Origin of the sequence: Paenibacillus sp. EZ-K15 (assembly GCF_002573715.1) — a bacterium.
In the GTDB taxonomy this organism is placed as follows: Bacteria; Bacillota; Bacilli; order Paenibacillales; family Paenibacillaceae; genus Paenibacillus_AQ.
In genome coordinates, this window is sequence record NZ_PDHM01000007.1 from 32,456 (window position 1) to 58,395 (window position 25,940).

26 protein-coding genes and 1 riboswitch are annotated in these 25,940 nt (G+C 48.7%); of the genes, 22 read left to right on the forward strand and 4 right to left on the reverse strand.

The genetic code is table 11. From position 1 onward, the window contains the following. Positions 1-221 precede the first annotated feature (221 nt). The 5 genes from CRG97_RS03800 (at position 222) to CRG97_RS03820 (ending at position 4,340) form a co-directional block, all read left to right on the forward strand. A complete protein-coding gene (locus CRG97_RS03800; RefSeq protein ID WP_179090732.1) occupies positions 222-527 on the forward strand; it encodes a hypothetical protein in 306 nt (101 codons plus the stop codon). Between the two features lie 120 nt (positions 528-647). Then, entirely contained in the window at positions 648-1,745 is a 1,098-nt protein-coding gene (locus tag CRG97_RS03805; RefSeq protein ID WP_202618865.1) for a metallophosphoesterase, read from the forward strand. Between the two features lie 22 nt (positions 1,746-1,767). Beyond that, positions 1,768-1,947, forward strand: a complete 180-nt coding sequence (locus CRG97_RS03810) for a hypothetical protein (RefSeq protein WP_098741833.1) — start codon at positions 1,768-1,770, stop codon at positions 1,945-1,947. Positions 1,948-2,118: 171 nt separating this feature from the next. Next, positions 2,119-2,219: riboswitch (purine riboswitch) on the forward strand. A gap of 149 nt (positions 2,220-2,368) precedes the next feature. Continuing rightward, positions 2,369-2,938, forward strand: coding sequence for a xanthine phosphoribosyltransferase (locus tag CRG97_RS03815; protein WP_096777095.1), 570 nt, complete (start codon positions 2,369-2,371; stop codon positions 2,936-2,938). A 40-nt stretch (positions 2,939-2,978) separates the two neighbouring features. Continuing rightward, positions 2,979-4,340: a nucleobase:cation symporter-2 family protein gene (locus CRG97_RS03820; protein ID WP_098741834.1), complete on the forward strand. Its 1,362-nt coding sequence runs from the start codon at positions 2,979-2,981 to the stop codon at positions 4,338-4,340. A gap of 130 nt (positions 4,341-4,470) precedes the next feature. On the opposite strand, the gene CRG97_RS03825 is transcribed toward CRG97_RS03820, so the two are convergent. From CRG97_RS03825 to CRG97_RS03840, 4 genes are all read right to left on the reverse strand, one after another. Further along, entirely contained in the window at positions 4,471-4,809 is a 339-nt protein-coding gene (locus tag CRG97_RS03825) for a DUF4870 domain-containing protein (protein WP_076326004.1), read from the reverse strand. 99 nt (positions 4,810-4,908) lie between these two features. Further along, the gene (locus CRG97_RS03830) at positions 4,909-6,870 is read right to left on the reverse strand and encodes an electron transport protein (RefSeq protein ID WP_098741835.1); all 1,962 of its coding nucleotides are present in this window, start codon (positions 6,868-6,870) and stop codon (positions 4,909-4,911) included. Between the two features lie 64 nt (positions 6,871-6,934). Next, complete coding sequence (locus tag CRG97_RS03835) at positions 6,935-7,213, reverse strand: transposase (protein ID WP_076326002.1); 279 nt, start codon at positions 7,211-7,213, stop codon at positions 6,935-6,937. A gap of 160 nt (positions 7,214-7,373) precedes the next feature. Further along, positions 7,374-8,420, reverse strand: a complete 1,047-nt coding sequence (locus tag CRG97_RS03840; RefSeq protein WP_098741968.1) for a serine hydrolase — start codon at positions 8,418-8,420, stop codon at positions 7,374-7,376. 387 nt (positions 8,421-8,807) lie between these two features. Between CRG97_RS03840 and CRG97_RS03845 the strand changes: the two genes are divergently transcribed. From CRG97_RS03845 to CRG97_RS03925, 17 genes are all read left to right on the forward strand, one after another. Beyond that, positions 8,808-8,996: a hypothetical protein gene (locus CRG97_RS03845; RefSeq protein ID WP_006208082.1), complete on the forward strand. Its 189-nt coding sequence runs from the start codon at positions 8,808-8,810 to the stop codon at positions 8,994-8,996. A 270-nt stretch (positions 8,997-9,266) separates the two neighbouring features. Continuing rightward, positions 9,267-10,016 carry a type I methionyl aminopeptidase gene (map, locus tag CRG97_RS03850; RefSeq protein ID WP_098741836.1) on the forward strand — a complete coding sequence of 250 codons (750 nt, stop codon included), beginning with the start codon at positions 9,267-9,269 and terminating at the stop codon, positions 10,014-10,016. Positions 10,017-10,450: 434 nt separating this feature from the next. Further along, the gene (gene coxB / locus CRG97_RS03855) at positions 10,451-11,500 is read left to right on the forward strand and encodes a cytochrome c oxidase subunit II (protein ID WP_098741837.1); all 1,050 of its coding nucleotides are present in this window, start codon (positions 10,451-10,453) and stop codon (positions 11,498-11,500) included. 83 nt (positions 11,501-11,583) lie between these two features. Continuing rightward, a complete protein-coding gene (ctaD, locus tag CRG97_RS03860) occupies positions 11,584-13,431 on the forward strand; it encodes a cytochrome c oxidase subunit I (RefSeq protein WP_481856181.1) in 1,848 nt (615 codons plus the stop codon). Beyond that, on the forward strand, positions 13,428-14,048 hold the full coding sequence (locus CRG97_RS03865) for a cytochrome (ubi)quinol oxidase subunit III (protein ID WP_009590523.1): 621 nt from the start codon (positions 13,428-13,430) through the stop codon (positions 14,046-14,048). Before ctaD ends, CRG97_RS03865 begins: the two co-directional genes overlap by 4 nt. 3 nt (positions 14,049-14,051) lie before the next feature. Further along, positions 14,052-14,375 (forward strand): cytochrome C oxidase subunit IV family protein, encoded by a 324-nt coding sequence (locus tag CRG97_RS03870; protein ID WP_071222061.1) that lies wholly within the window; start codon positions 14,052-14,054, stop codon positions 14,373-14,375. A 101-nt stretch (positions 14,376-14,476) separates the two neighbouring features. Next, complete coding sequence (gene ctaG, locus CRG97_RS03875; RefSeq protein WP_098741839.1) at positions 14,477-15,385, forward strand: cytochrome c oxidase assembly factor CtaG; 909 nt, start codon at positions 14,477-14,479, stop codon at positions 15,383-15,385. Positions 15,386-15,409: 24 nt separating this feature from the next. After that, positions 15,410-15,874, forward strand: a complete 465-nt coding sequence (locus CRG97_RS03880; RefSeq protein ID WP_098741840.1) for a DUF420 domain-containing protein — start codon at positions 15,410-15,412, stop codon at positions 15,872-15,874. Between the two features lie 632 nt (positions 15,875-16,506). Beyond that, complete coding sequence (locus CRG97_RS03885) at positions 16,507-17,232, forward strand: hypothetical protein (protein ID WP_098741841.1); 726 nt, start codon at positions 16,507-16,509, stop codon at positions 17,230-17,232. A 75-nt stretch (positions 17,233-17,307) separates the two neighbouring features. Next, positions 17,308-17,709, forward strand: coding sequence for a GntR family transcriptional regulator (locus tag CRG97_RS03890; protein WP_098741842.1), 402 nt, complete (start codon positions 17,308-17,310; stop codon positions 17,707-17,709). Positions 17,710-17,715: 6 nt separating this feature from the next. Then, entirely contained in the window at positions 17,716-18,618 is a 903-nt protein-coding gene (locus CRG97_RS03895) for an ABC transporter ATP-binding protein (RefSeq protein WP_098741843.1), read from the forward strand. A gap of 22 nt (positions 18,619-18,640) precedes the next feature. Then, complete coding sequence (locus CRG97_RS03900; protein WP_098741844.1) at positions 18,641-19,543, forward strand: ABC transporter ATP-binding protein; 903 nt, start codon at positions 18,641-18,643, stop codon at positions 19,541-19,543. Next, on the forward strand, positions 19,536-20,840 hold the full coding sequence (locus tag CRG97_RS03905) for an ABC transporter permease (protein WP_098741845.1): 1,305 nt from the start codon (positions 19,536-19,538) through the stop codon (positions 20,838-20,840). The genes CRG97_RS03900 and CRG97_RS03905 overlap by 8 nt, the downstream gene beginning before the upstream one ends. A gap of 194 nt (positions 20,841-21,034) precedes the next feature. Further along, positions 21,035-22,252, forward strand: coding sequence for a TraB/GumN family protein (locus tag CRG97_RS03910; protein ID WP_098741846.1), 1,218 nt, complete (start codon positions 21,035-21,037; stop codon positions 22,250-22,252). 432 nt (positions 22,253-22,684) lie between these two features. Continuing rightward, entirely contained in the window at positions 22,685-23,542 is an 858-nt protein-coding gene (locus tag CRG97_RS03915) for a carbohydrate ABC transporter permease (RefSeq protein ID WP_098741847.1), read from the forward strand. Beyond that, complete coding sequence (locus CRG97_RS03920; protein WP_098741848.1) at positions 23,539-24,423, forward strand: carbohydrate ABC transporter permease; 885 nt, start codon at positions 23,539-23,541, stop codon at positions 24,421-24,423. Before CRG97_RS03915 ends, CRG97_RS03920 begins: the two co-directional genes overlap by 4 nt. A gap of 54 nt (positions 24,424-24,477) precedes the next feature. Next, positions 24,478-25,863: an ABC transporter substrate-binding protein gene (locus tag CRG97_RS03925; protein ID WP_098741849.1), complete on the forward strand. Its 1,386-nt coding sequence runs from the start codon at positions 24,478-24,480 to the stop codon at positions 25,861-25,863. The last annotated feature ends 77 nt before the right edge of the window (positions 25,864-25,940 follow it).

The following is a 25,940-nucleotide window of genomic DNA, read 5'->3' on the forward strand; positions in this document are numbered from 1 at the left end:
TGGGAGGTCTTCCTAGAAGTGACTTTCATCACAGTTAGGCATCATGGTTCATCGTACAATGTAATAAACATATAGATAAGGAACGCCGGGATTTATCTTGGCGTTTATTTGCTTAAGATCCAGCAACAGGCGGGAATGAAGGTTTGTGGCTGGCAGGAGAGAATGAATGAGGCGGTTTTTAATCGCAATCATGACAACCAAGAGAAGGGGGATGAATGAGCATGGAATGCATCGTTCATTTTACAGTGGGACATAAGGAAGAACCTAAGAAGCTTCGGGGATTGATTTTTGTGGATAAAGGAGAGAATCCTACAGGTCAGCAGCTGCTCGATATGTTTCATGAAATGGAGTACAAGGTGGTACCTGACCCGCATGATGAACTTCTTTTTAAACCGGAGAATCCCACGGAAAGTTATACTTATATCCGTGTGAATGAACTCGATATGGGTCAAGAAAAATATACGGAAGACCGCAATCTGAAATCGCTGCTGAACGAGCTGCTGCCTAAACAACGCACGGGCTTGTAACGGCTTGCTGGAGACATCTCGATACTTGCGAAGAAAAGAATAACCCCATCTGCCTTCCGTAACGTCCGCTGGGATTCGCAAAATCCGCTTGTTATAATGGATGTACGGAAGGGGATGGAGATGTTTATTTTTGCAGGAATCGTCGCATTATTGATTTACGGCTTGCTGGTTTATTATATTGGTCGAAGCGTATGGAGCTGGATGAAACCGGGTCCATCCCTTGTGCTCAAATGGACATACATAGTCGTGCTGACGGTGGTATCGACATCGTTTATTTCAGGGCGGTTCTTCGGCAACCTCACCGTGCTGAGTGTGATAGGATCGTATTGGATGGCTATTTTCTATTTCCTGATCATCCTTCTCCCGTTGATGCATATCATGTTGTGGCTGCTGAGATTGACGGCATTGCGAAGAGACAGCACGGAGAAGGCGGCGGGATTTATCGTATTGGTGTTCATGGTGATTGTGATCGGTTTCGGCTCATTTAATGCTTATAGTCCAACGGTTCGGGCTTATGATATTCACGTAGACAAGAACGCCGGCACACTTGAGCAGTTGAATATCGTTATGGCATCCGACATGCACTTCGGCGTCTTGTCAGGTAAAGCCCATGCTGCGCGCATGGTGAAGGAGATCAATGACTTAAAGCCGGATCTGGTATTGTTTCCAGGCGATATCATCGATGACGACCTGGATGCTTATTTACGTCAGGGGATCGATCAGATTCTGACCGGTATCCAGGCAACGTATGGTGTGTATGCCTCACTGGGCAATCATGACCGATTCGAAGGGGAAATTCCGGAACTGATCGCGGCTCTTGAGCATAGCGGCATGACCGTGCTGTATGATGAGAAATTGACGGTGGAGGGCTTCACGCTGGTTGGTAGACGGGATAAACAGGATCAGGAGCGGGCCGAATTGTCCACGATCATGGATGGGACCGATCTATCCCAGCCGATCCTTCTGCTTGATCATCAGCCGAATGCGCTGGAGGAAGCACAGCAGCAGGGCGTAGACCTTATCGTTTCTGGGCATACGCACCGTGGGCAGGTATTTCCGGCACATCTGATTACGGAGGCCATGTTCGAGAATGATTGGGGATATCTGCAAAAAGGCCAGATGCATTCCATCGTGTCCTCGGGCTACGGCTTCTGGGGACCGCCGATTCGTCTGGGTTCCCGCTCCGAGATTATTCAAATCCATGTTACATTTCAATAGCTGATATTGAGGGGTATACCGAGTGAACGCAGGTTTAACCGCTGGCGACATGGAACTGGAAGGGAATGGGAGTGATATCTTATTCCTCTGGCAGCAAGCTCATGGTGGAACTTATACGTTCCGTATCCAGCTGGTTGATGTAAACGGCGATGTATCGGTGCTCATCGGTGATCCTATGGAATCGATTATGGAGGTTTTGTAGCTGATTTAGTGCCTCTGCAGGCTGTCCCATGAAACTTATGGGGCGGCTTTTTTTCTTTAATTGACCGGCAGTTTATTATTTCCGTAAATTTTCACTTTATTTTTTCATAGGGAATGCGTTATACTTCATTCATTCGGAAATATAACATTTACACGTAAGCATTCTAAGGAATTTGGATTTTATACATTTTCTCGTATAGGTGCAGGAATTGGCCTGCATGTCTCTACCCGATCACCGGAAATGATTGGACTACGGGTTATAGCAGCAGCAGCGGACAAGCCAGGTCAATTCCATTTGACCTCAGGTGGCTCACGGTGCGTTTTTGTTGCTTATGCCCATTTGTTTCTTTCCCGGCGATTCGGTGAAAGGAGGAAGTGGGCTTTTTTTGCTTGGAATGTAAACAAATTTAAGGGGGAGCATCATGCAATTACTGCAGAACAAAGTGAAAGAGGAAGGCATTGTATTAAGCGGACAGGTACTTAAGGTGGATTCATTCCTGAACCACCAGATGGACCCGGTATTGATGAAAGAGGTGGGAAAGGAATTTACGCGATTGTTTAAGGAAGCGAACGTGACTCGTGTATTGACCATTGAATCCTCCGGCATCGCGCCCGGCATTATGACCGCGCTTGAGATGGAAGTGCCTCTCATCTTTGCACGAAAGCAGAAGTCGCTGACCCTCCGTGAGGATATATTCGTGGAGAAGGTGTATTCCTTCACCAAGCAGGAGACGAACGAAATTACGGTCGCGAAGAAATTCATCAAGCCCGGCGATAAAGTGCTGATCGTGGATGACTTCCTTGCCAACGGCGAGGCGGCGTTCGGGCTTGCCAGAATCGTAGAGCAGGCGGGTGCCGAGGTGGTAGGCATCGGGATCGTCATTGAAAAGGCATTTCAACCAGGAGGACGCTTGTTAGCCGAAGCGGGCTACCGAGTAGAATCGCTCGTACGGATTGCATCACTTGATGATGGCGTAGTGACATTCGCATAGGCCGAAAGCTAACAATTTAATTGGGGGGAATCAAGAAGCCATGGAACAACAGAAACAAGCGGTGCAAGAACCGATTTTTGATAAAAATCGGAGTCCGGGCAAAACCTTTTCATTGGGTTTACAGCATGTATTGGCAATGTACGCAGGGGCTATCATCGTACCGCTTATCGTTGGCGGACAGCTCGGCTTAACGACGGAGCAGCTGACGTATCTCATCGCCATCGACCTGCTTGCCTGCGGGGTTGCAACCTTGCTGCAGGTATTCGGCAACAAGTACTTCGGTATCGGTCTTCCGGTTATGCTCGGCTGCGCGTTTCAGGCCGTAGGTCCGATGATCATTATCGGACAGCAGCACGGGATGTCGGCAATTTATGGAGCGATTATCGCTTCCGGTTTATTTGTCATTCTGTTCTCCGGTTTATTCGGTAAGCTGATTAAGGTATTCCCGCCTGTCGTGACAGGCTCTGTTGTTACAATTATCGGTTTGACGCTGATTCCCGTAGCTTTGAATGACCTTGGCGGCGGTCAAGGCAGCGAGGATTTTGGCAGTGCGCTCAACATTTCCCTTGGCTTCGGCGTTCTTGCCTTCATCATTATCATGAATCGGTTTGCCAAAGGTTTCTTGCGTTCGATATCGGTACTTCTAGGTCTTATTCTAGGCACCTTGGTAGCCGCATTCTACGGTGAAGTGGATTTAACCCCGCTGCGCGAAGCCGGCTGGTTCCGTGCTCCACAGCCTTTCTTTTTTGGTACGCCGGAGTTTAAGATCGTTCCGATCATGACAATGATTCTCGTGGCGATTGTCAGTGTTGCCGAATCGACAGGCGTATTTATGGCACTTGGCAAAATCGTGGATCGTGACATTACCTCCAAGGATCTGTCCCGTGGCTACCGTGCGGAGGGTCTTGCGATTGTGGTAGGTGGTATTTTCAATTCGTTCCCTTATACCACATACTCTCAAAACGTGGGTCTGATTCAGATGAGCCGTGTGAAGACGCGTGACGTGATCGTTGTGGCAGGCGGCCTGCTGGTCTTGATCGGATTTGTTCCGAAAATTGCCGCCATGACACAGCTTGTACCAACATCGGTTCTGGGTGGAGCCATGGTAGCCCTGTTCGGGATGGTTGTATCTTCCGGTATTCGGATGTTAGGCGATCAAGTAGACCTTAACCGACACGAGAACCTGTTCATTATCGCATGTTCCGTCGGCATGGGCCTTGGTGTGACAACCGTACCGGGTCTGTTCGCGAGTCTGCCTGACAACCTGCGTATCCTTGCCGATAACGGCATTGTGGCGGGCAGCTTGACAGCGATTGTGCTGAACCTGATCTTCAATGGTTTGAGAAATACCAAGCCCAATTCCACAGAGCAAGGTGATTCAGCAGAAGGGCACGCTGCATAACAAATGTCCCTAAAAGCAGCCGGATGAACTCCGGCTGCTTTTTTTGATCCGGTCCCGTTAGTTCGAATCCCAACAAAACGGCTACCTCCATAGAGTGAAGGTAGCCGTTTTTACGTGAGGTACAAAAGCTTTAAACGCGCTGCATTTGTTTCTCTGCAATATTGCCGATCCAGGGCAGCTTGAACCATTTTCCCTGAATGGCGTTGGCCATAAGCACCAGCCACATCAAGACGCCGACCAGTGCCAGGAGGGCGGAGGCCAGAAGGCCGATGATAGGCACCGCACTCGACAGTAGGTGAGCGACGGCCAGGATGCCGAAGGCCAGCAAGGACTGCAGAGCATGGAATATGACGTAGCGGCTTCTTTTTTCTAATGAAAGAAACAGAATTCCTCCGACCATGGGAAAAAGATAGCACAGCGTAGCCGCCAGATTCTCGGGAAGTCCTGTGGACGATTTGAAAGGGGACATCTCATCAACTCCTTGTCTTAGACCGGTTCTGGGGTAGGGCAAGCTTTATACCTTACCTTATGAGCCGATGGGACAAAGTATGATGGTTAAATCCCGAACTTATTTCATTTTTAATTGCAGCAGATACTTCACGAGAGCATCCTGCTGCTCTTGCGTGAAACCGCTGCTTTCGTCCACCCAATACTCATGCCCCTGACCAGTGACATGGGTGTCTCTCAGCCTTAAGTCCTTACGGTTAGCCTCGATGACCTGCACTCTCAGCTTGCGGTCAATCAGGGCTTTCAGGCTGTTGTATGGGTCCGGGTGAATCCCTTTCATAAGCGTCTGCGATACGCCGGTTTGCGTCAGCTTAGGCCCGACCGCTACACCGCCGTCGTGCAAATACGGTGCGGACCAGCGAAGACCGATCAGCCCTTTGACCTTGTAACCGCCGCCCAACTGTTTATGGCCGAAGCCCAGCTCGATCTGCTCGGGGTCGATATCGTCCAGTGGGATTCTGATTACCTTGGCATCCGGAGGGATCGGCACTGGAGTGTCAGGTGGATAGAACTCTGCTTCGCCAAAAGCATTCTGCGTACGATGGAAAGCCTTGGCCCTTGTAGGCTCAGTGCCAATTTCAGCCGCGCGCATAACGCGATTATTCGTAAAGAAGTCGCCAGCGTGACAAGTGATGCATTGTGCTTTTTTGAAGACTTCCGCTCCGAGGTTGATCGTCTTGGCATCCGAGATTTCCTTGGGATCCGTTTCAGGCGGACGGATGGTATTTTGATAGGCGGACATGGCGTTAACCTGCTCCCCGGCTTTGAATCCCGGCGAACTGATGTACAGCCCGTTCGGGGCGATGGCTGAAACTTTCGGGAAATTCGGAATCTTAACAACCTCATTCACACCAGGGGTTCCGGGATTGGGATCCAGCCGGTTAAAGAATTCGGTTGGCTTCAGCCCGCTGCTTGGATCATAGCGAAACTTGCGATGGGCTGCATTTTGCAGAATAGTGCCCACATAAATCTCTTTGTCGATCCCCCATAACGGTTCGCTAACCTCGGTTTGACTCAAGGTATCCGTATTCTGGGCGTGAACATTGTTGCTGAAGGTGCTAAGTCCCCTGAAGGGACCCGCGGTAGCGAAGCCGCTCCAGCTGTAGGGATGATCGCCTTTCGTAAACATATCGGGAATTTGGGTCACGTCGCTCACCAAATCCACGGTTGTATCGAATGTGCCGGGCATCCATTTGACCAGATTTTCGTCAACGGCTTTCTCAAGCAGGGCGGGATCCGGCAGCGCTTCGGTTTTTCCTTTAGAGTTTACAACCGTACGCTGCTCGTTCTTGACATAATCCACCAGGCTCGTAATGTCGGTATGGGTAAAATACGCCGTGCTATTCGGGGCCAGTGCCAGCATTAAACCGAGGTTCAGATCGGAATTGGGCGCTCCTTCCACGACCATTCCCGTTTCCCGGTTTACGGTCGCATGGCAGGCCATGCAGCTAACGCCGATGCGGGCTTTGCCTTCGGCATATTTAATCGTAACGCCAATGGGGGAATAGGCGCCTTTGGCTACGTCAAAGCCGGTATCAATCTTATCTCCCTTGCGGAAGGATTTGTCGCCGATCGTAACATCCTGATCGAGTTCAACGCGTAGATTCGTTGTTTCGCGTCCCTTCAGCTCGGCGATAGCTTTTGCCACGTTTTTTAGCTTCATCGGACCATCGACGATCCCTAAGATATCCGTTAAAAAAACCTCATTGCCAAAGGACTCCTCATACAGTGTACGGCGCCCTAAGGCAAGCAGCTCTTTCGTCACCTCAACGGCGCCATGGGCGGCTGTTAATCTGGGGTCCTGATCCTTCAGGGCGGTACCGGGAACCGTAAGCGTCTTGCCCCAGATATCATACTGACGAATGAAACCCGTTTGCTGGGCTTGGAGCTGCGTGGTATTCTCAAGCTTATGTGCCGGTGGTATATAGGCGTATTCCGGCTCCACGATAGAAGCTGCAAGCCATATGGCTCCTACGATGGCGATCGGGATCAGCCATAGCAGAAGTCGCTTCGATTTTCGCATGTCACATCACCCTTTTATAAGCAGGTCTGATGAATCATCTCTTCACTGCCGATATGCAAGGGCTTTAATCTACTTCCACATCATGCCGCAGCGGAGATTCGGCATTCACCTGTTTATCAGGACCTTTTTCCTTCGGAACCAGACGCTCATCTGTCATGCCTCGATGGTGGTTTTCAAAATCATACTCCGCCAGCCGCCACTCCGTGGAGCCCTTCTGCGGATCGAACGGAAATTCCTCGCCGCGTTTCAAATATTCCTCCCGTCCCCATTCATTCGTATATGTTCCGTCTACTTCAACCTCTTCTCGCGAAATAGGGTGGAGATCCTTGTCTTTACCGGACATGTCGCATGCTCCTCTCAGGCTTGATTTTAGAAATGATTCATATCGCATAAAGTAACCAGAAAGAGGAGGTACTATCCGCTGAAATTTGCATGAAAGGTCAGATTATAGGCTTGTTAACGAATCGAATGCTTCTTGCATAGAGTCCGACGCTGGCGATTTGTCAGCTATTTGGCGAATTCGTTGCGGATTTTGATTTTAGATCATCGAGAATATACCGCTCCAGCAGAAACCGCGGGTTCTTCCAGCGGCTGACTTTGCTGTCGGCCGTAAATACGGCGACCGTATCCAATTGGGGGAAAAGGTAGATTTGCTGTCCTCCATGGCCGTGTGCAAGCGCAAAGGGGGTCCCGTTCTGAACCCCGGTCCACCACTGGAATCCGTAATCGCCAAACGCGGGATAGCCCTCAACCTGCGGAGCGAGTGCTTGCTTAAGCCATGATTCCGGGATGAGCGTGGTGCCTTGCCAAAGTCCCCCATTTAGGCAGCAAAGACCGAACTTGGCCATGTCGCGTGAGGTAAGATAGAGGCCGATGTGACCCATACTGTGGCCCTCGGGGCTTGGAGACCAGGCGGTATGACGAATGCCGAGCGGCTCGAATACATGTTGTCTGGCATAGGCGTAAGCATCCAATCCCGTAGCCTCGCTAATGGCAACGGAGAGCAGATGGGAATCCGTGCTCCGGTATTGAAAGAGGCCCATTTCCTGTTCAATGACAGGGAGGGATAGCGCGAAGCTCGTCCATTTTTGGTTGCGGTGGAACCGGTGAATGAGCGGTTCCCCGAGCTTTTTACCGGTTTGCCACGCAAAGCCTGAGGTCATCGTCAGCAGATGATGAAGGGAAACCTTTTGCAATAGGGGATGGGCTCGTTCGGGAACATATCGCTGGAAGATGTCAATTACTGAGGAATTCAGGTCAGGTAATTCGCCGCGTGAGTGGGCGATGCCGCATAATACCGACGTAAAACTCTTGGTAGCGGACCTGAGATCATTCAGCGAGGTAATGCCATGACCGTTGTAATAGCGTTCGTAGATGAGTTTGCCGGCATGGAGCAGAAGAAAGCTGCGCATTTTCGGGTATTGTTTCTGAATGATCTGATCGACCTGATCGAGCACATCGCGCTGAAGGCCTGCGTCTTCAGGCTCCGCAACAGGAATAGGCGAGCTTATATCAACAGAGGAGTGGAGAAAAGACTGGGTATTCGACATCATATTTAAAGGCCTCCTTGTATCTTAAATATGTTATTCTGAGTATCAATTTGTGATATTCGCTGATTTCTAGAGTTGGCGGGAGGTTCGATTGAATGTATCTTAACCAATTCCGGGCACAAAGAATGACCTGATGAAAAAACATAGGACAAAAAAACATTTTTTGGGAAAGATGAAACAAACAGAAGAATATGATATAATATATTAATGATTCAGTTGCATGCTGTTTGGGTATGTATAGTGTCAGGTGCATTGGTAAGTTGCTGAATATCAACCTAATCATCACCGTAAGAACTGCAATATGGCTTCAACTTAATGAGGTAGATCTTTTCGGCATTCTCTTTAAACGGAGTAATTTTATTCCACACGTTTTGGGAGGGATCCATCATGGCAACGAAAGGTCACAATGAGGTTAAGGAAAGTCTGCGGGAAATGACACGAATTTTCCGGCCTAAAGATCCGAAAAAATTTGTAAAGGAGTATGTCCGGAAGTACCATATTATGGGGGGCTATGAAGAAGAGCTTACTCTTGTTGTTGAGCATGAACTTGGCAAGCTGAATTCCTCCGTTTCGTAACCTGTAATAGCACCTGGTCTATAGAAATATCACCAACACGCATCGCATCTTCACCTTGTTAATGACTAATGACATGAACCATTTAGAGTCTATGGTTAAACCGTTTTTGGGACCAATGTCCCGAAAGCGGTTTTTTTGCGTTTGTCAGTCCCCGTTTAGTCAACAGGCTCATACTTCCTCGGAAAGTCCATTTTCTAGGGGTATTTTGCAACTGTCCCTACATATATTGTTAGCAATCGATCCGATTAGGATATAAGGGAGTGGACAGATGTGAGGATACAGCTGAGACGGAAGGAAGAGATCGGACATATCCGCGAGGCGGGACGTATATTGGCTGCGTGTCACCGTGAAATAGCGAAAGTCATCAAACCGGGGATCACAACGAGCGAGATCGATGCCAGGGTCGAGAAATTCCTGGAGAAGAACGGAGCCTTTCCCGAGCAAAAAGGCTATAAAGGATTTCCATACGCCACTTGTGCATCTGTAAATGATGTGGTGTGTCACGGATTTCCCGACCGGAGGCCGCTGCAAGCGGGGGATGTTGTGACCATTGATATGGTGGTGAATAAAAACGGATGGCTGGCGGACTCCGGCTGGACCTATGCGGTAGATACGGTTTCCCCAGAAGTAAAGCAGCTGATGAAACATACGCATGAAGCGTTGTTTAAAGGGATCGAGGCGGTACGGCATGGGGTAACCTTGGGTGACGTGGGCTATGCGATCGAGCAGGTTGCCGAAAGGGAAGGCTACGGGATTGTCAAATCGCTTGTCGGTCATGGCATCGGCCGGGCCATTCACGAACCGCCCGATGTGCCGAACTATGGAATTCCGGGGAGGGGACTGAAACTCAAACAAGGAATGGTGATTACCATCGAACCGGTGTTCACCCTGGGATCTTCGGGTGCCGTGTTCTGGGGGGATGACAGTTGGACCATCTCCAGTGCGGATGGATCGGTAGGCGTACAGTATGAGCATACCATTGCGGTTACTCGTGAAGGTGCTGTTATTCTGACGGATTAAGATTGCGAAAAATATACCATAATAATAGAAGATATTCTTCGCGATGTTGCCTAGGCTTGCGGAGAACGCCTCCTTTATCATGGGGGCTCAGATGAACGGGGAGTGGCTGCACACAGATTCAAAAAGGCGGAAATGACTGTATATATAGCTATGAAGGCTGTCGCTGACGGGTTGCAGAGGATGTCGAATGATAGGTCGTCGGGTGGGAGATACCGTTTGAAAGCGATTGCAAAATCAGTAACGGCGCGACTTTGACGACTTTTCGAACAATTTGTGAACTCCCTGTGAATGATTGACAAAAGCAACCCATGAACTTATATTTAATAAGTGATTGCTTTAATTGACAGGATTACTTCATCCGTGATTGTGCAGGTAGATTACCGCTGTTTGCGCCGGATGGTAGTCTACGAAAATCGGAAAAGTGGGGTAGATCAATGATGAAACGGTGGCAGGCTGTAAAGCGTCTTCTTCCTTTGATGGCCATGTTTGCTTTGGTGTTATCCGGCTGCGGCCGAGAGGATTTGTCGGTCTTAAGACCACAAGGTCCGGTAGCACAAGGTCAACTGGATTTAATTAAGCTCTCCATTTCGATTATGACCGTCGTAATGGTTGTGGTATTTGGAATTGCCGCATACGTGCTTGTTAAATTCCGTAGAAAGAAGGGACAAGATGAAATTCCTGAGCAAGTAGAAGGTAACCATAAGCTAGAGATTATTTGGACGGCGATTCCGCTGCTCTTGGTACTCGTGCTTGCAGTTCCTACTATTCAAAAGGTATTTGCTTACGGAGAGAACGACTGGAACAATCCAGATGCAGTTAAGGTGGAAGTTACTTCTCACCAATTCTGGTGGGAGTTCAATTATCCAGACTACGGCGTAAGAACCGCTCAAGAGCTGGTTATTCCTGTAGGCAAGAAAATTGCTTTCCAATTAAAAACGAATGATGTGCTTCACTCCTTCTGGGTACCATCGCTCGGCGGCAAGATGGATACAAACACAGAAGGCAGCGTTAACTACATGACTCTGGTTGCTGACAAAGCGGATACATACATTGGTAAATGCGCAGAGTTGTGCGGTCCTTCTCACGGTTTCATGGAATTCCGGGTGAAAGCGGTTGACGATGCGGCATTTGACAAATGGGTTGCGGCATTCAAAGAACCTGCTGTGCTTCCTGCGGATGCGGCACTCGCCGAGAAATTCAAAACCAACTGCCTTTCTTGCCACGCTGTCGGCGACCAAGGCGGGGCAATGGGACCAAACCTGACCGGCATTGGATCACGTGAGACGATAGCGAGTATCTTGCTGAACGACATAAGCGGCAAACCAGGCACGAAGCCGACAAAAGACAACCTGGTGGAATGGCTGATGGAGCCTCAGGCTGTAAAACCTGGCAACACGATGCCTAATCCGAAGGATCTCGGCTTCAGTGACGAAGAAATCGAGCAGATCGCCGATTACTTGGCCAATTATAAGTTGGATAATTAATACAGCAAGAACTTTAAAAGGGGGTACAAACCTTGGCTCACGCTCATGCTCAAAGCCATAGCGTCAAACGCTACTCGGGGTTAATGGATTGGCTAACAACCGTTGACCACAAGAAAATCGGTATATTATACCTGATAGCGGGCGGCTTATTCTTCGGGATTGGCGGTATTGAAGCGATTCTGATTCGCTTGCAGCTGATCAAGCCGATGAACGATCTGGTATCGGCTCAGGTATTTAACGAATTGATTACCATGCACGGAACGACGATGATCTTCCTTGGCGTAATGCCAGTTATTTTTGCCGTGATGAATGCGGTCATTCCGCTTCAGATCGGTGCACGTGACGTCGCGTTTCCATTTTTGAACTCGCTCGGATTTTGGACATTTTTGTTCGGTGGAATTTTGCTTAACCTTAGCTGGATTATGGGCGGAGCGCCTGATGCGGGCTGGACATCCTATACGCCGCTATCCACAACGGACTATTCATCTACACATGGTGTAGACTTCTATACGATAGGTCTTCAGATAGCGGGTCTGGGTACGTTGATCGGTGGTATCAACTTCCTGGCTACCATCATAACGATGCGTGCACCTGGAATGTCCTTCATGAGAATGCCAATGTTTACATGGACGGCTTTCATTACATCGGCCATGATCCTGTTCGCATTCCCTGCAGTTACGGTAGGTCTCGTATTGCTTAGCTTTGACCGTTTGCTCGGTGCCAATTTCTTTGATGTTGCGGCTGGCGGTAGCCCCGTGTTGTGGCAGCATATTTTCTGGATTTTCGGTCACCCTGAAGTTTACATTCTGATTTTGCCGGCATTCGGTATTATCTCAGAAGTTATTCCGACATTCTCCCGTAAACGTTTGTTCGGATACAGCTCCATGGTATTTGCAACCATCCTGATCGCCTTCTTGGGCTTCATGGTTTGGGCTCACCATATGTTTACGACAGGTCTTGGACCTGTAGCGAATGCGCTCTTCTCCATCGCAACGATGCTAATCGCCGTTCCTACCGGTATCAAAATCTTTAACTGGCTCTTTACGATGTGGGGCGGTCAAATCCGCTTTACCAGTGCAAACCTGTTCGCGATCGGTTTCGTACCGACGTTCGTTATGGGTGGGGTTACCGGTGTCATGCTGGCATCTGCTCCTGCAGACTTCCAGTACCATGATACGTATTTCGTTGTAGCTCACTTCCACTACGTTATCGTTGGTGGTCTGGTATTCGGTTTGTTTGCCGGACTCCACTACTGGTGGCCAAAAATGTTCGGTCGCGTACTGAACGAAACGCTTGGCAAATGGACGTTCTGGTTGTTCGCAATCGGCTTCCATATGACATTCTTCGTACAGCATTTCCTTGGTTTGCTCGGTATGCAGCGGCGGATTGTCTCTTATCTGCCGAACCAGAATTTTGACGAACTTAACTTTATCAGTACCATCGGTGCAATCTTGATGGGGATCGGCGTTTTGGCTTTCCTGGCAAACGTTGTTGCCACTTCAAGAAAACCGGTTGGTGCTCCTAACGATCCATGGGAAGATGGCCGTACGCTCGAGTGGAGTATTCCTTCTCCACCGCCAGAGTACAACTTTAAGCAAATTCCGCTTGTTCGCGGTATAGACGCTTATTGGAAAGAGAAGATGGCAGGCAATAAAGAGATGACACCATCCGAACCGGTTGGTCCGATCCACATGCCTTCGCCAAGCATCCTTCCGTTTGTGATGTCACTGGGTCTGTTTATCGCGGGTCTAGGTTTCATGTTTAGCACGGAGGACTTCTCGAATTCGTTCATGAGCTTAATCTTCAATAAATATATCGTTCTGATTGTTGGTCTTCTGATTACGTTCGCGGCAATGATCGCTCGTTCCCTGTACGATGATCATGGATATCATATCGAAGTTGAAGAACTGGAAGGGGAGGGGAAAGCATGAGTCACGCTGAACATGTAAACGGCGAACTTCCTCACGAGCCGGAGAAGGCAACACTCGAAGGCCGTAATAAGGTTCTTGGTTTCTGGCTCTTCCTCGGTGGAGAGGCCGTGCTCTTCGGTACGTTGTTTGCAACGTTCCTGGCGCTTCGCGGCCAGAACAACGAAGGCCCAACCGCAGCCGAGCTGTTCTCTCTGCCAATTACGGCAGCAGCAACGCTGATATTGCTTGTCAGTTCCTTGACCAGTGTGTTCGCCATTCAGGCGCTTCACCGTCACAATATCGAGAAGCTGAAGTTGTGGCTGATCGTAACCGTTGTTCTGGGTCTTGGGTTCCTTGGCCTTGAGATTTATGAGTTCTATGAATATGTTGTGCATGAATCGTTTAACATGAAGACGAGTGCATTCTCGTCTGCATTCTATACGCTGGTTGGCTTCCACGGTGCCCACGTTGCTTTCGGGGTTGTGTGGATCAGCCTGTTGATCGCTCAGCTGTACAGAAAAGGGTTAACCGTGGTTACAGCACCTAAGGTATATGTTTCTGCCATGTACTGGCACTTTATCGACGTTGTATGGGTGTTCATCTTCTCGGTCGTATACCTTCTTGGAAAGGTGGGCTAAGGAATGACTGCGAATCAACAATCTAATGAGGGGCCTACAGTGAAACACCGCCATCGTGTGGAAGGCCCCGAGAAACACATTGTTGTCTTTATTTTCTCCATTGTCCTGACTGCGATTGCTTTTGCGGCTGTCGCAGCCGGTGGCATCAACACAGCATTTACGATCATCATTTTGCTGGTTATGGCTGTGTTGCAGGTGTTCGTGCAAATGGGTTACTGGATGCACTTGAAGGACAAAGGGCATCTAATGCCGATCCTGTTTATGATTGGCGGCTTCTTCGTAGCTAGTACCTGTATTGTCATGGCACTGTTCTGGGTTTGGTGGTAAAATGAAAAAGAGGTGGGCTACTATCAGCCCCCTCTTTTTTTAAATCGTAGGTAGGTGTCACAATTTGGACAGAATTTAACCCGTTATGGGGAGGTTTTTGCATGCTGGGCTTAGAATATTTTAGTTTTGCAGATAAATGGAGTCCCTTGTTCCTGGCATTTATGCTGCTCGTAACAGCAGGTTACTTCCTGTTGACCGGGCCGCTGAGCAGTCGATTCGAAGGGAGTGCTCCGGTTTCCGCAGGAAGGAAAACACTGTTTGTAGGCGGTATGCTTTCGTTCTATCTTGCACAGGGTGGCCCCATTGATCTGCTGGGGCATACGATGTTCTCGTTTCACATGGTCAGTATGGCAATGTCCTATTTAATGGCGGTGCCACTCTTGATTCTGGGTATTCCTGTTTGGATGTGGCGTGCCTTCGATAAGGTTAATCCGTTTAAGAAGCTCGGTTTCCTGGCGCGTCCGATTGTTGCCGCGGTTCTGTTTAACGGTTTATTTTCTTTTTACCATGTCCCGGTTATCCATGATTTTGTTATGTTGAACTTCTGGGTGCACCGTCTGTACTATATGATCCTGTTCATTGCCTCACTGCTGATGTGGTGGGCCATTATTAACCCGATCCCGGAGAAGGACAAGTCCTCAGGGCTTTTGAAAATGGGGTACATCTTTCTGAATATGGTCTTGCTGACACCGGCATGCGCGCTCATTATTTTCTCGAGCGAGCCGATGTACGCGACCTACAGCGATCCGGTGGTATGGGCGAAGGCGATGGGATACTGCGTAGCTGGTGATACTTCGGCATTGCTTAGTCAATTTGGCGGACCGGAGTTCTTCGGTTATCTGGAGCCCTCGATTGACCAGCGAGTGGGCGGGATCATCATGAAGTTTTTCCAAGAGATTATTTTTGCTTCGATGCTGGCCTATGTGTTCTTTCATTGGTACAAACGAGAAAATCAGGAAGACGATCCTTTGCCTGGCGAGATTCCTCCCGGCAAGCTCAATCAGGCGTAACAGGATTATTGAAGGGGGATCCATATGGATTGGTTTTTTATATTTCCTACGGTCAGTACAACGTTTATTGTCATCAGCGCCGTGCTGGTAGCGATTGGCTGGGGTCTTATTATTAAGGGGAAGCGCGAAGCCCACAAGAAAGTGATGATCTGGGCGGCCGTCGCGGCTGTCATCTTCTTTATCATCTATTCCTCGCGCACCGTATTCATCGGCAACACGTCATGGGGTGGTCCCGATGATCTGCAACCGTATTATCAGGTATTCCTGGTCTTCCACATTGTACTGGCTACCGTAGCAGCGGTCTTTGGGATCACGACATTGACCCTCGGCTTTAAGGAGAAGTATTCCAAGCATCGCAAGTGGGGCAGAGTTACGTCGATCATCTGGTTCTTTACTGCCATTACCGGCGTAGCCGTGTATACCTTGCTGTACTTGTTATATCCGGGCGGGCATACTCAGCCTGTATGGAAAGTGATATTTGGAATGTAAGCGTGGGAGAACACCCGTCAGAGAGATCTGGCGGGTGTTTTTTAATTTGAGGAGCGGCTCATTCAAGAGGCAATGTGAGGCAGTGGTGGGGGAGTGTAACCGCTCCGGTCGCTGTTGAAACCAGGAAACTAGGATGAGATAAGGTGGTTGTTTCCCGGTTTCAAAGGCGAACGCCAGGTCTCCTCCACGGCTACACTCCCCTGTTGCTGGGAAGCTCTTGAATGAGCCGCAGCAGGGAGGTGGCACCCGGCAGGAAACCTCTGCCGGTGTTTAGAGTGTGCGGGATGTGGTGGGGAGTGTACCCGCTCCGGTCGCTGTTGAAACCAGGAAACTAGGATGAGATAAGGTGGTTGTTTCCCGGTTTCAAAGGCGAACGCCAGGTCTCCTCCACGGCTACACTCCCCTTGTTCAGGGAAGCTCTTGAATGAGCCGCAGCAGGGGAGAGTGGCACCCGGCAGGAAACCTCGGCCGGGAATTTTTTTACAACTTCTATTGACACTGTTTATATACACACTATATACTGTGTATAAAGATATACACAGTGAGCACAGTAATCACACTAAGCACAGTGAAACTTAGACTGCGATGATAAAACGAAATGAATATATGAAGGAATGAAAGGATGAGACGCATTGCAACAGGTTTTCCATAATGCGATGAAGATCGTGAAGAAAGACTTCGCAAGCGATAAGTTCCAACTCATATGGACGATACTGTTCATGCTGTACATGGGGCTTTCCACGAGTTTCGTCATAAACGTTCAGTTTGAGCATCTAGAGGAATACAACAACCCGTTTGTCGATTTTATCATGGTGCTTTTTGCTCCTTTTGTAGGATTTGTATTTAACAGAAGGTCCTTCAAATATTTGAACGAGGATTCATACACCCGAATGCTGTACTTTTACCGGAGCATACCGGTGCCGGCTTCCGCGATTTTTGTTAGTCGGATCATAAATAGCCTGATCGCTTTTGCCATCAACAGCATCGTGTTTTATGGATTCATCTACGCAATGGGGAATCACATAAGAAGTGCGATGGCTATTCCCGAATATATCGCCTTTATGCTGACGTGGGTCGGTGTCGGATTTTTATTAACGGGGCCTTATATTTACTGGGAAAACATGTGCAGCGGCAAGGTGTATCTCAGGAACACCGTTCTTCTGAATCCGCTCATTGCCGGATCGGTCGCCGTACTAAGCCTTCTGGGATACAGCATATTCGAATTCGTAGCGAATGCCGCCATGAAATGGGGACTGTTATCCCCTGTGATGTGGGGCTCGTTGATTGCGGGATTGGCGTCTATGATGCTTATGAGCAAATTAACATACATTCGGCAGCAGACCCGGGATTTATCATGAAGGATATGAAGTTGAATCCGTATTGCATAGCAATGGCACGGGTTTATGTACAAAAGAAAAGCGAGGTGATAAAAGGTGCGACTTCTGATACAGATCAATGAAAATAGCGCAGAGCCTTTATATCACCAGATTGAAACACAGCTGCGCTCGCTCATTATTAGCGGTCAGATCGAGGAGGGAACGCTATTGCCATCCATTAGGGAATTTGCCGGGAATCTGAAGTGTAGCGTTATTACGGTGCGCAGGGTGTATCAGGATCTTGAGAATGAAGGGTTGCTGCGAACGAGACAAGGTACGGGAACTTTTGTTGCTGGTGTCGGCGACCAGGCCCGAGAACAATATAAACGCGATGCGGTTATAGAGGCATTAAGGATTGCTGTAGATAAAGGGCTTGCCGTTCAATTCAATGAAGATGAGATGAAAGAGATGTTCATGGAAGTTGTCCGCGAAAAATATGACACAAAAGGAGGTCGCTAACATTCCATGGAACCGCATGTTATTGAATTTCGTAATGTCATTAAACGACGGAAAACGAAAACCATCGGTCCGATACAATTATCGATCCCTCAAGGATATATTGTTGCTCTGGTGGGACCTAATGGCTCGGGAAAAAGCACCTTGCTGAACATGATGATGCAGACCGTGTTTCCGGACGAAGGGGAGATCACTTGGTTCGGCGAGTCTTACCGGGGAGAGCTTCCCGTCTCCATCCGTAAACAAATGGGCTTCGTACCTGAGCAGCTGAGCGTAGAGGAACAGAATATGACGGTGGATGAAGCGGCCAGCTTTCGCGCTTCCTGGTATGACACTTGGGACGGTTATTTTTTCGATGAGCTGTTATCCCGGTTCGATGTCCCGCGGGGGGTAAAACTTCGCAAGATGTCCAAAGGGGAACGACGCAAATTCGAGATTGCCGCTGCACTTGCGCCAAGGCCCAAGTTTTTGCTGCTGGATGAACCTTCTTCCGGTCTTGATCCTTTCGCTTGGAAGCTGATGATCGATCAGCTGCACAAAGTGATGAAGTCCATGGACACAACAATCGTGCTCTCAACCCATGTGGTGGATGAAATTCGCCGTCTGGCAGACTACGTCATTTTAATCCATCATGGGAAGCTGCTGGGCATGGTGGAGAAGGACTCGCTGCTGGATAACTGGAAGGAGTGCTGGATCCAAGAGGATGCCTCCATTGTCGAGGAGCTGCCGGGTATTCTGAGTTTCAAACAAGAGACAGCGACTACGATTTCTTTTATAACGACGGAATGCTTGGAAGTGGAGAAGATCCTGCAGTCTGCAGGCATACCGTTTATTCAGACCCGTTCCCTGGAGCTGGATGAAGTGCTTCGATTATGGATTGACGGAAACATACCTGCCAACGTGCAGAACTAGGATAGAGAGGGGTTTTTACGATATGCAACGCTTGCAATTAGACAATGTAGTTAAGATTTATGCGGACAAAACGGCGGTAAACCGGATTTCGCTTCAGGTTGAGGAAGGTGAAATCTACGGACTGCTGGGTGCTAACGGCGCTGGCAAAACAACCACCATGCGGATGGTGCTTGGATTGATCTACCCGGATGACGGAACAATTCTGTATAACGGAAAGCCGTATAACAAGGAACTGCGCCACATTATGGGTTACTTGCCGGAGGAGCGCGGGTTATACCCGAAAGTGAAAGTCAGCGAGCAGATTTCCTACTTGGCGCAGCTGCGGGGCATGTCCGCGAAAGACGCGGATAAGAGTCTGAAATATTGGCTGGAACGGTTTGAAGTACCTGACTATTACGATAAGAAGATTGAGGAACTCTCCAAAGGTAACCAGCAAAAAATGGGCTTTATCGCAGCGGTTGTTCATGACCCGCAAATTCTGATTCTGGACGAAGCCTTCAGCGGGCTGGATCCGGTGAACGTCGAACTTCTGAAATCAACGGTAAAAGAACTTCGCGACAAGGGTACAAGCATTCTGTTCTCCACCCACCGGATGGAACATGTCGAGGAGTTGTGTAAGAACATTACCATTCTGCATCGCTCCAATACGGTAGTGAAGGGAAATCTGAAGGATATCAAATCCAAGTATCCTCGTGAAGAAGTGTTGCTCGGTACGTCCGGTGAAGTCGGGGGTCTTGAAGCTCTACCAGGCGTAACGGCTGTGGAGCGAACAGAAGACGGCTACTCCATCCGGATCAGCCAGGTTGATGCAGCGCAAAACATTTTGAATACAGCCATGTCGCAAAGCACGATCCATCGGTTTGAAGTGAAGGAGCCGACACTCAATCAAATCTTCATAAAGGCGGTAGGTGAATCCAATGAATAATATGTGGACCGTTATCCGATTTACGTTCATGAATAAAATAAGAACAAAGTCCTTTCTCGTTTCAACTTTGATTTTTGCACTCATTATTACGATCGGGATCAATCTTCCTTTTCTGATCCAAATGTTTACGGGAGATAAGGCTGGATCCGAAGAAACCACCCGCATCGGCCTGGTATACGGACAGGAGCAGATGCTCGCCGAACAACTGGAGACTACCTGGAGTAACCTGCCGACAACTTCCTATGAATTAATAAAATACGAAACGGCTGATGAAGCCGCGCTGAATAAGGATATTAAGGATGACGTAATCGAAGGTTATCTGAAATTCGAAGCGCAAGAAGGCAATACGTTCCCGACCGTGGTCTACAGCTCTGAAGATGAGGCGATGAGCCCGGAACTGCAATCCAATCTGCAAGCAGCTCTACAAGTGGCAAAGACGCGCAGCATTGTAGACGGACTTGATTTGTCCGATGCGCAGATTAATGAACTGAATCAACCGGTTCAGATTGACGCTCGGAGTATCGATCCTACAGAAACAGGTAACGCTGGCGGAGCTTCCGGAGAGAAAGAAGGAGCTTCCGAGGTTATTAACTACATTGTTGTGTATGCACTGATTATTCTCTTCTTCTTCACTTTGATGGGGACAGGTAACATGATCGCATCTGAAGTAACAACAGAGAAGAGCTCCCGCATTATGGAGATTTTGATTACAAGCGTATCTCCGCTGAGCCAAATGTTTGGTAAGGTTATCGGCATGTTCCTGTTGGGACTGTCACAGATCGCGGCATTTGGAGTTGTAGTTGTTGTGAACTTGATACTGCCGCACAATATAGATACATTGAAGGACATGAATCTCGACCTGACAGCCATAGACCCGATGCTGCTGGTGTTCGGTTTAATCTTCTACATCCTTGGCTATTTCTTGTATGCGATGCTCTACGCGGCTATCGGTTCGATTGTCAGCCGTACCGAGGATTTGGGGCAGGCGGTCATGCCGATTACGATGCTGTCCCTGGTGGCATTCTATATCGCCATCTTTAGCCTAAGTGCTCCGAATTCGATGCTGATGAAGGTATCCACCTACATCCCGTTCATCTCGCCAACCACGATTCTGGTTCGTATCGGCCTTGGCGATATAGCAGTGTGGGAGATTCTTCTTTCGCTGGCGATCCTGATCGTATCCATCCTCGTTTTCGGTTGGCTGGCTGCGAAAATCTATCGCACCGGTGTCCTGATGTACGGCAAGCGCCCTACATTCAAGGAGCTTAGAAAAGCGATGAAGGCTTATAAGATGTAAGCATAGGCAGCACAAATAGTTGTGGGCTGCTGAAGCAAGAAAGTAGAAGACTAGTGGGCGCCATACCAACCATCGGTATGGCGAACCATCATAAATCTTTGATCATTAATGAAGCGCACTGGCAGTTATTCTTTGGAACAAGAATTACAAGATGAAATTTTCAAGATTATACGAAAATAAAGGAGATTACATAAATGAAAAACTGGAAAAAAATGCTCTTGTCCCTCGCGATTTCGGTTGGGTTACTCGCTTCGGCAGTACCTGCCATGGCTGCCCTACAACAACAGCCGGCAGTGAAAGTGGATAACCAGGTTGTTCAATATTCGCTTGGTACACCGATTATAGACAAGGGCACAACGCTTGTTCCGCTCAGAACAACGCTTCAGGCTCTGGACGTGAAACTGAAGGGTACAGCAGATGACACGATCCATGTCGTTGTGGATGGCAAAACCATTACGCTGAAAGGTAAACTGAAACAAATCAATGGTGTAACCTATGCGCCAATTCGAGTTGTTGGGGACGCTGCGGGTTATAAGGTTAGCTGGGATGCGAAAACTCGCGCCGTTCTGCTGGTTTCCAAGGAAACAGAAACCGCACAAGCTGGCGGCCGCGGCTTCATGTGGGAAGTGGAGAGCAACGGGAATACAGTGTACCTCGTAGGCTCCATGCATATCGCGGATGACAGCTTCTACCCGCTACGTCCAGAGTTTGAAGAAGCATTTGCCGAGGCAGACTATCTCGGTGTTGAGATTGATATCAGCAAAGCGGCTGATGAGGAGCAGCAGAAACTGATCATGGATCTGGGAATGTATCAGGATGGGACAACCTTGAAGGACCATGTATCCAGTGAGACCTATGCCAAGCTTGGCGGAATTCTGAAGCAAAGTGGCATGCAGCCGAATGCACTCGATGCATTCAAGCCTTGGGTTGCCGAAACCACGATCAGTAGTCTGAAATCCGTGAAAGCCGGGTACGACGCATCAGCTGGAATCGACCTGTATTTCATCCAGAAGGCTATTGAACGCAAAGTGCCGATTCTGGAACTGGAGACTTATGAATCCCAGCTGGGCATGTTTGATAACTTCTCCAAGGAGCTGCAGGAGAAAAACCTCAATATCGCCCTCGATAACTTCGACGTACTGGACGAGAGCGTGAACCAGATGGCCGAAATGTGGAAAACAGGCAATGACGAGCAGCTGCTCGAGTTAACAAACAGCATGTCGGGTGACGAGGAATATAACAAAGCGATGCTGATCGACCGCAACATCGGCATGGCAGACAAAATCGACGGATATTTGAAAAACGGCAAAAACGAAGAGTATTTCATTGTGGTAGGGTCAGCTCATTATCTGGGTGAGCATGGCATTGTGAAGCTGCTTAAGGATAAAGGCTATACTGTCGTTCGCAAATAAATAGCTACAGGTTTGTGGCCTTCAGGAAACGAAAACCTTCCAATGATCGTTATTCGATCATTGGAAGGTTTTTTTAATTGTTCTTCCTGGCAGAAATTTCATGATGTTTCTAGAGTCTAGACATCGGCTGCAAACCGTTCTGCACCAGCCTTTGACAGACTTCCGACCAAATGGTTTCGGCAGTGGCAATCAATGCAGCGCTTTCATTTTTCCAAAAAAACAGTTGATAATTGAGAAATCATCCTCTATGATAATGTCATCAGACCGGATATGAAAATTAAAGCACTTTAACTTTTATACATACATCATCCTATGAAACCCTGAAAACAGGGGAAACTTTATATTGAAAGTTAAAGCGTTATAATTTTCAAAATAAAAAGAAAGGTTGGTGTTTCCGTGACCCATCGCGAAAGCCGACGGCAGACGTTATACATGTACCTCTTCATCGCTCCATGGCTTATCGGTTTCCTGGTGTTTGCCTTGTATCCGATTCTGTCATCCCTTTATTACAGTTTCACGGACTATGACATTATCCACCCACCGAAATATGTCGGCCTGGCGAACTACTCCGAAATGTTTCAAGATGATCTGTTTTGGAAATCCGTTGTGGTAACGGTACGGTATACGTTTATAAGCGTACCGATCCAACTGTTGCTGGCACTCGGATTTGCGCTCCTGCTCAATACGAAAATACCGTTCCGCGGATTTTTCCGGACCGCCATGTATTTTCCGAGCATGGTATCCGGCGTGGCGATGTCACTGCTGTGGTACTGGATTTTCAATCCATCGATCGGTCTGTTCAACTATGTTTTGTCCTGGTTCGGCATCAGTGGCCCGTCCTGGCTTATGAGTCCGGATTATGCGCTTTACGCTCTGATCATTATGTCCTTCTGGACAGTAGGTTCAGGCATGATTCTGTTCCTCGCAGGACTCATGAGCGTGCCTGCCAGTCTCGTGGAAGCCGCCAAGCTTGACGGTGCGGGACGCTTCCGGATTTTTCTGAATGTGACGCTCCCCATGATATCACCGGTGCTGTTGTTCCAGCTGATTATGGGTGTCATTGACTCCTTCCAGGTATTTACGCAAGCGTACGTCATGACCCAGGGCGGTCCTAACTACTCAACATGGTTCTATGTTTACAACCTGTACACCAGCGCCTTCAAAGAATACCGGGCTGGATACTCATCCGCTCTCGCGTGGGTTCTGCTGATCGTTGTCATGCTGTTTACGGCACTAATTATGAAATTCTCGAACCGTTATGTTCACTATGAAGGAGGCGGACGCAAATGAGAACCATTCCGACAGCCAGTCCTTCGGCTTCACCTTCTACGAATAAACGCCGGCGCAAAATCGATGTCGTAAGCATTGCCAGCTTTATTGCCTTAGTGGTCACCACCTTTCTCATGCTCCTGCCTTTGTTTTTCATGGTTTCGACCTCGCTGAAATCGAAGAAGGAACTCCTGAAGTTTCCTCCGACCTTTTTGCCGGATTCCTGGCAGTGGAGCAACTACAAGGAAATTTTCGAAACGCTAAACTTCGGCCAAATGTACATGAACAGTCTCATTATCGGCACTTTGACCGTGGTCGGCACTCTGTTGTCGTCGGCGCTGGCAGCCTACGGCTTTGCCAGATACCGGGGCAAGGGCAGCAACCTGTGGTTCATGTTGATGCTCAGCACCATGATGCTTCCTTATCCAGCGATTATGATCCCGCAGTTCATTCTTTTTTCCAAGCTGAACTGGATCGATACGTTCTTGCCGCTGATCGTACCTGCATTTTTCGGCTCGGCATACAACATCTTTTTGCTGCGCCAGTTCTTTTCCACGCTGCCGGATGAGTTGTTTGACGCAGGGCGCATGGACGGTTGCAGCGAGCTGCGGATGTGGTGGCGGATTGCCTTGCCTCTGTCTGGTCCGGCACTTGCAACCGTTGCCATCTTTGCCTTCATTTACAGCTGGAACGACCTGCTGACACCCGTGCTCTACCTAAGCTCATCGGATAAATTTACGCTTCCGGTCGGTATGTCTTCCTTCACCTCGTCGCGGTTTCGCATTCCACCGTGGCATCTACTCATGGTTGCCTCCGTGCTCGCCATGCTGCCGATTGTCACCTTATTTGCGATAGCCCAGAAACGATTTGTTGAAGGAATTGTACTTACAGGCATCAAGTAAAGACCCCGCCGCAGCGGCGGCAAACAAACTTGAGTATATGGGGGACTGTAGTTCATGAAAAAAAGAAGGATTAAAAAGACCTATGCACTTCTGCTTGCGTTCAGCATGCTCGTCGTATTGGCATTGTCCGGCTGCACCGGCGGCAAATCAGCGGGAGAGGTAGCTCCCGAAGGCAAAGGCGACAGCGGCGGTTCTTCAGGCGAGCAAGTAACCATTACGCATTACACGATGGATTCGGAAGACCGGACTTTTATTGAAAAGCTGGTTCCGGACTTTGAAGCCAAGCACCCTAACATCAAGGTCCGAATAGAAAAGGCTCCTTACGAGCAGTTTGATAGCAAGCTGCAAACGCTGATCGCTGGCGGTAAATCGCCTGACGTGACAAGCCATTATGGCTACGGCGGTTTTGCGGAATATTTCAACAAAGATATGCTGCTTGACATGAACGACATTATAAAGGAAGACGGCTTTAAGGCATCCGATTACAGCATCCCGGAAGACCTCATGGACATCTATACCATCAAAGACCATGTATACGGGATTCCGGTCAATATGTATGTGACCCTCATGCTCTATAACAAAGACATGTTTGATGCTGCCAATGTTCCTTATCCTCCAAGCGATTACGAGGACAAGAGCTGGACGTTTGACAAAATGGTTGAAGAAGCCAAGAAAATGACGCATGTATCCGACGATATCGCTAAAACACAGTATGGCGTCGACTTTACATGGTCCGAACGCGATATGCGCCCGCTGTATTTCGGCGTTGAGCCCTACTCCCAGGATACCTGGACCAACGGCGGCGTGCCCTCGGAGACACACTTTGATTCTCCTGAAGTGATTGCAACCTACAACAAACTGTTTGACCTGATTTTGAAGGATAAGGTTTCCCCGACGACGGAATGGAGTAAGAGCGTAGCCGGGCAAAATGGCGATGCATTCGTAACCGGCAAGGTTGGCATGACCGTCAGCGGCTCCTGGAGCCTTGCAGGCTCCAATGACTTTCCGTTCGAGGTCGGCGTGGCTGCAGTTCCTGCCGGCGGCAACGACAAGATCCGCAGCGTGCTGTTCGTCGATCCACTCTTTATTCTGAAAGGTTCCAAGCATCCGAAGGAAGCTTTTGAATGGATCAAATATCTGGTCAGCGAAGAAGTTCAGGAAAAATCCATTGACCTGAGCGGCGGCAATCCACCTGTCAATACGAAGGCAGCTGAAGCTTATTACAAGCATTTTGAGGGCATCGATCCGGAAGATGTGAAAAAGGTTTATGAAGGCGCTGTGAAATACGGCTTTGAATCCTATAATCACTTGATCACCAACTACTCGCAAATCAATGACATGTTCATCAACGAAATGCAGCCGATCGATACCGGACACAAGACCGTTGAAGAAGTGATGCCAACGATTCAGAAAAAAGTCATGGAAATTATCAAACGTTAATGCAGACAGATGTACCGCCCCGAAAGGGGCGGTACATCTGTTAATTTAGCTTCGCGGCCAGGCCTCCGTCCATGTAT

Coding starts and splice junctions, on each gene's coding strand:
- ctaG (WP_098741839.1), top strand. CDS start 14,477: ATGCTGGGCTTAGAATATTTTAGTTTTGCAGATAAATGGAGTCCCTTG.
- CRG97_RS03915 (WP_098741847.1), top strand. CDS start 22,685: ATGTACCTCTTCATCGCTCCATGGCTTATCGGTTTCCTGGTGTTTGCC.
- CRG97_RS03880 (WP_098741840.1), top strand. CDS start 15,410: ATGGATTGGTTTTTTATATTTCCTACGGTCAGTACAACGTTTATTGTC.
- CRG97_RS03825 (WP_076326004.1), bottom strand. CDS start 4,809: ATGTCCCCTTTCAAATCGTCCACAGGACTTCCCGAGAATCTGGCGGCT.
- CRG97_RS03870 (WP_071222061.1), top strand. CDS start 14,052: ATGACTGCGAATCAACAATCTAATGAGGGGCCTACAGTGAAACACCGC.
- CRG97_RS03845 (WP_006208082.1), top strand. CDS start 8,808: ATGGCAACGAAAGGTCACAATGAGGTTAAGGAAAGTCTGCGGGAAATG.
- CRG97_RS03835 (WP_076326002.1), bottom strand. CDS start 7,213: ATGTCCGGTAAAGACAAGGATCTCCACCCTATTTCGCGAGAAGAGGTT.
- CRG97_RS03920 (WP_098741848.1), top strand. CDS start 23,539: ATGAGAACCATTCCGACAGCCAGTCCTTCGGCTTCACCTTCTACGAAT.
- ctaD (WP_481856181.1), top strand. CDS start 11,584: ATGGATTGGCTAACAACCGTTGACCACAAGAAAATCGGTATATTATAC.
- CRG97_RS03910 (WP_098741846.1), top strand. CDS start 21,035: ATGAAAAACTGGAAAAAAATGCTCTTGTCCCTCGCGATTTCGGTTGGG.
- CRG97_RS03800 (WP_179090732.1), top strand. CDS start 222: ATGGAATGCATCGTTCATTTTACAGTGGGACATAAGGAAGAACCTAAG.
- CRG97_RS03900 (WP_098741844.1), top strand. CDS start 18,641: ATGCAACGCTTGCAATTAGACAATGTAGTTAAGATTTATGCGGACAAA.
- CRG97_RS03840 (WP_098741968.1), bottom strand. CDS start 8,420: ATGTCGAATACCCAGTCTTTTCTCCACTCCTCTGTTGATATAAGCTCG.
- CRG97_RS03820 (WP_098741834.1), top strand. CDS start 2,979: ATGGAACAACAGAAACAAGCGGTGCAAGAACCGATTTTTGATAAAAAT.
- CRG97_RS03925 (WP_098741849.1), top strand. CDS start 24,478: ATGAAAAAAAGAAGGATTAAAAAGACCTATGCACTTCTGCTTGCGTTC.
- CRG97_RS03895 (WP_098741843.1), top strand. CDS start 17,716: ATGGAACCGCATGTTATTGAATTTCGTAATGTCATTAAACGACGGAAA.
- coxB (WP_098741837.1), top strand. CDS start 10,451: ATGATGAAACGGTGGCAGGCTGTAAAGCGTCTTCTTCCTTTGATGGCC.
- CRG97_RS03830 (WP_098741835.1), bottom strand. CDS start 6,870: ATGCGAAAATCGAAGCGACTTCTGCTATGGCTGATCCCGATCGCCATC.
- CRG97_RS03865 (WP_009590523.1), top strand. CDS start 13,428: ATGAGTCACGCTGAACATGTAAACGGCGAACTTCCTCACGAGCCGGAG.
- CRG97_RS03805 (WP_202618865.1), top strand. CDS start 648: ATGTTTATTTTTGCAGGAATCGTCGCATTATTGATTTACGGCTTGCTG.
- CRG97_RS03905 (WP_098741845.1), top strand. CDS start 19,536: ATGAATAATATGTGGACCGTTATCCGATTTACGTTCATGAATAAAATA.
- CRG97_RS03815 (WP_096777095.1), top strand. CDS start 2,369: ATGCAATTACTGCAGAACAAAGTGAAAGAGGAAGGCATTGTATTAAGC.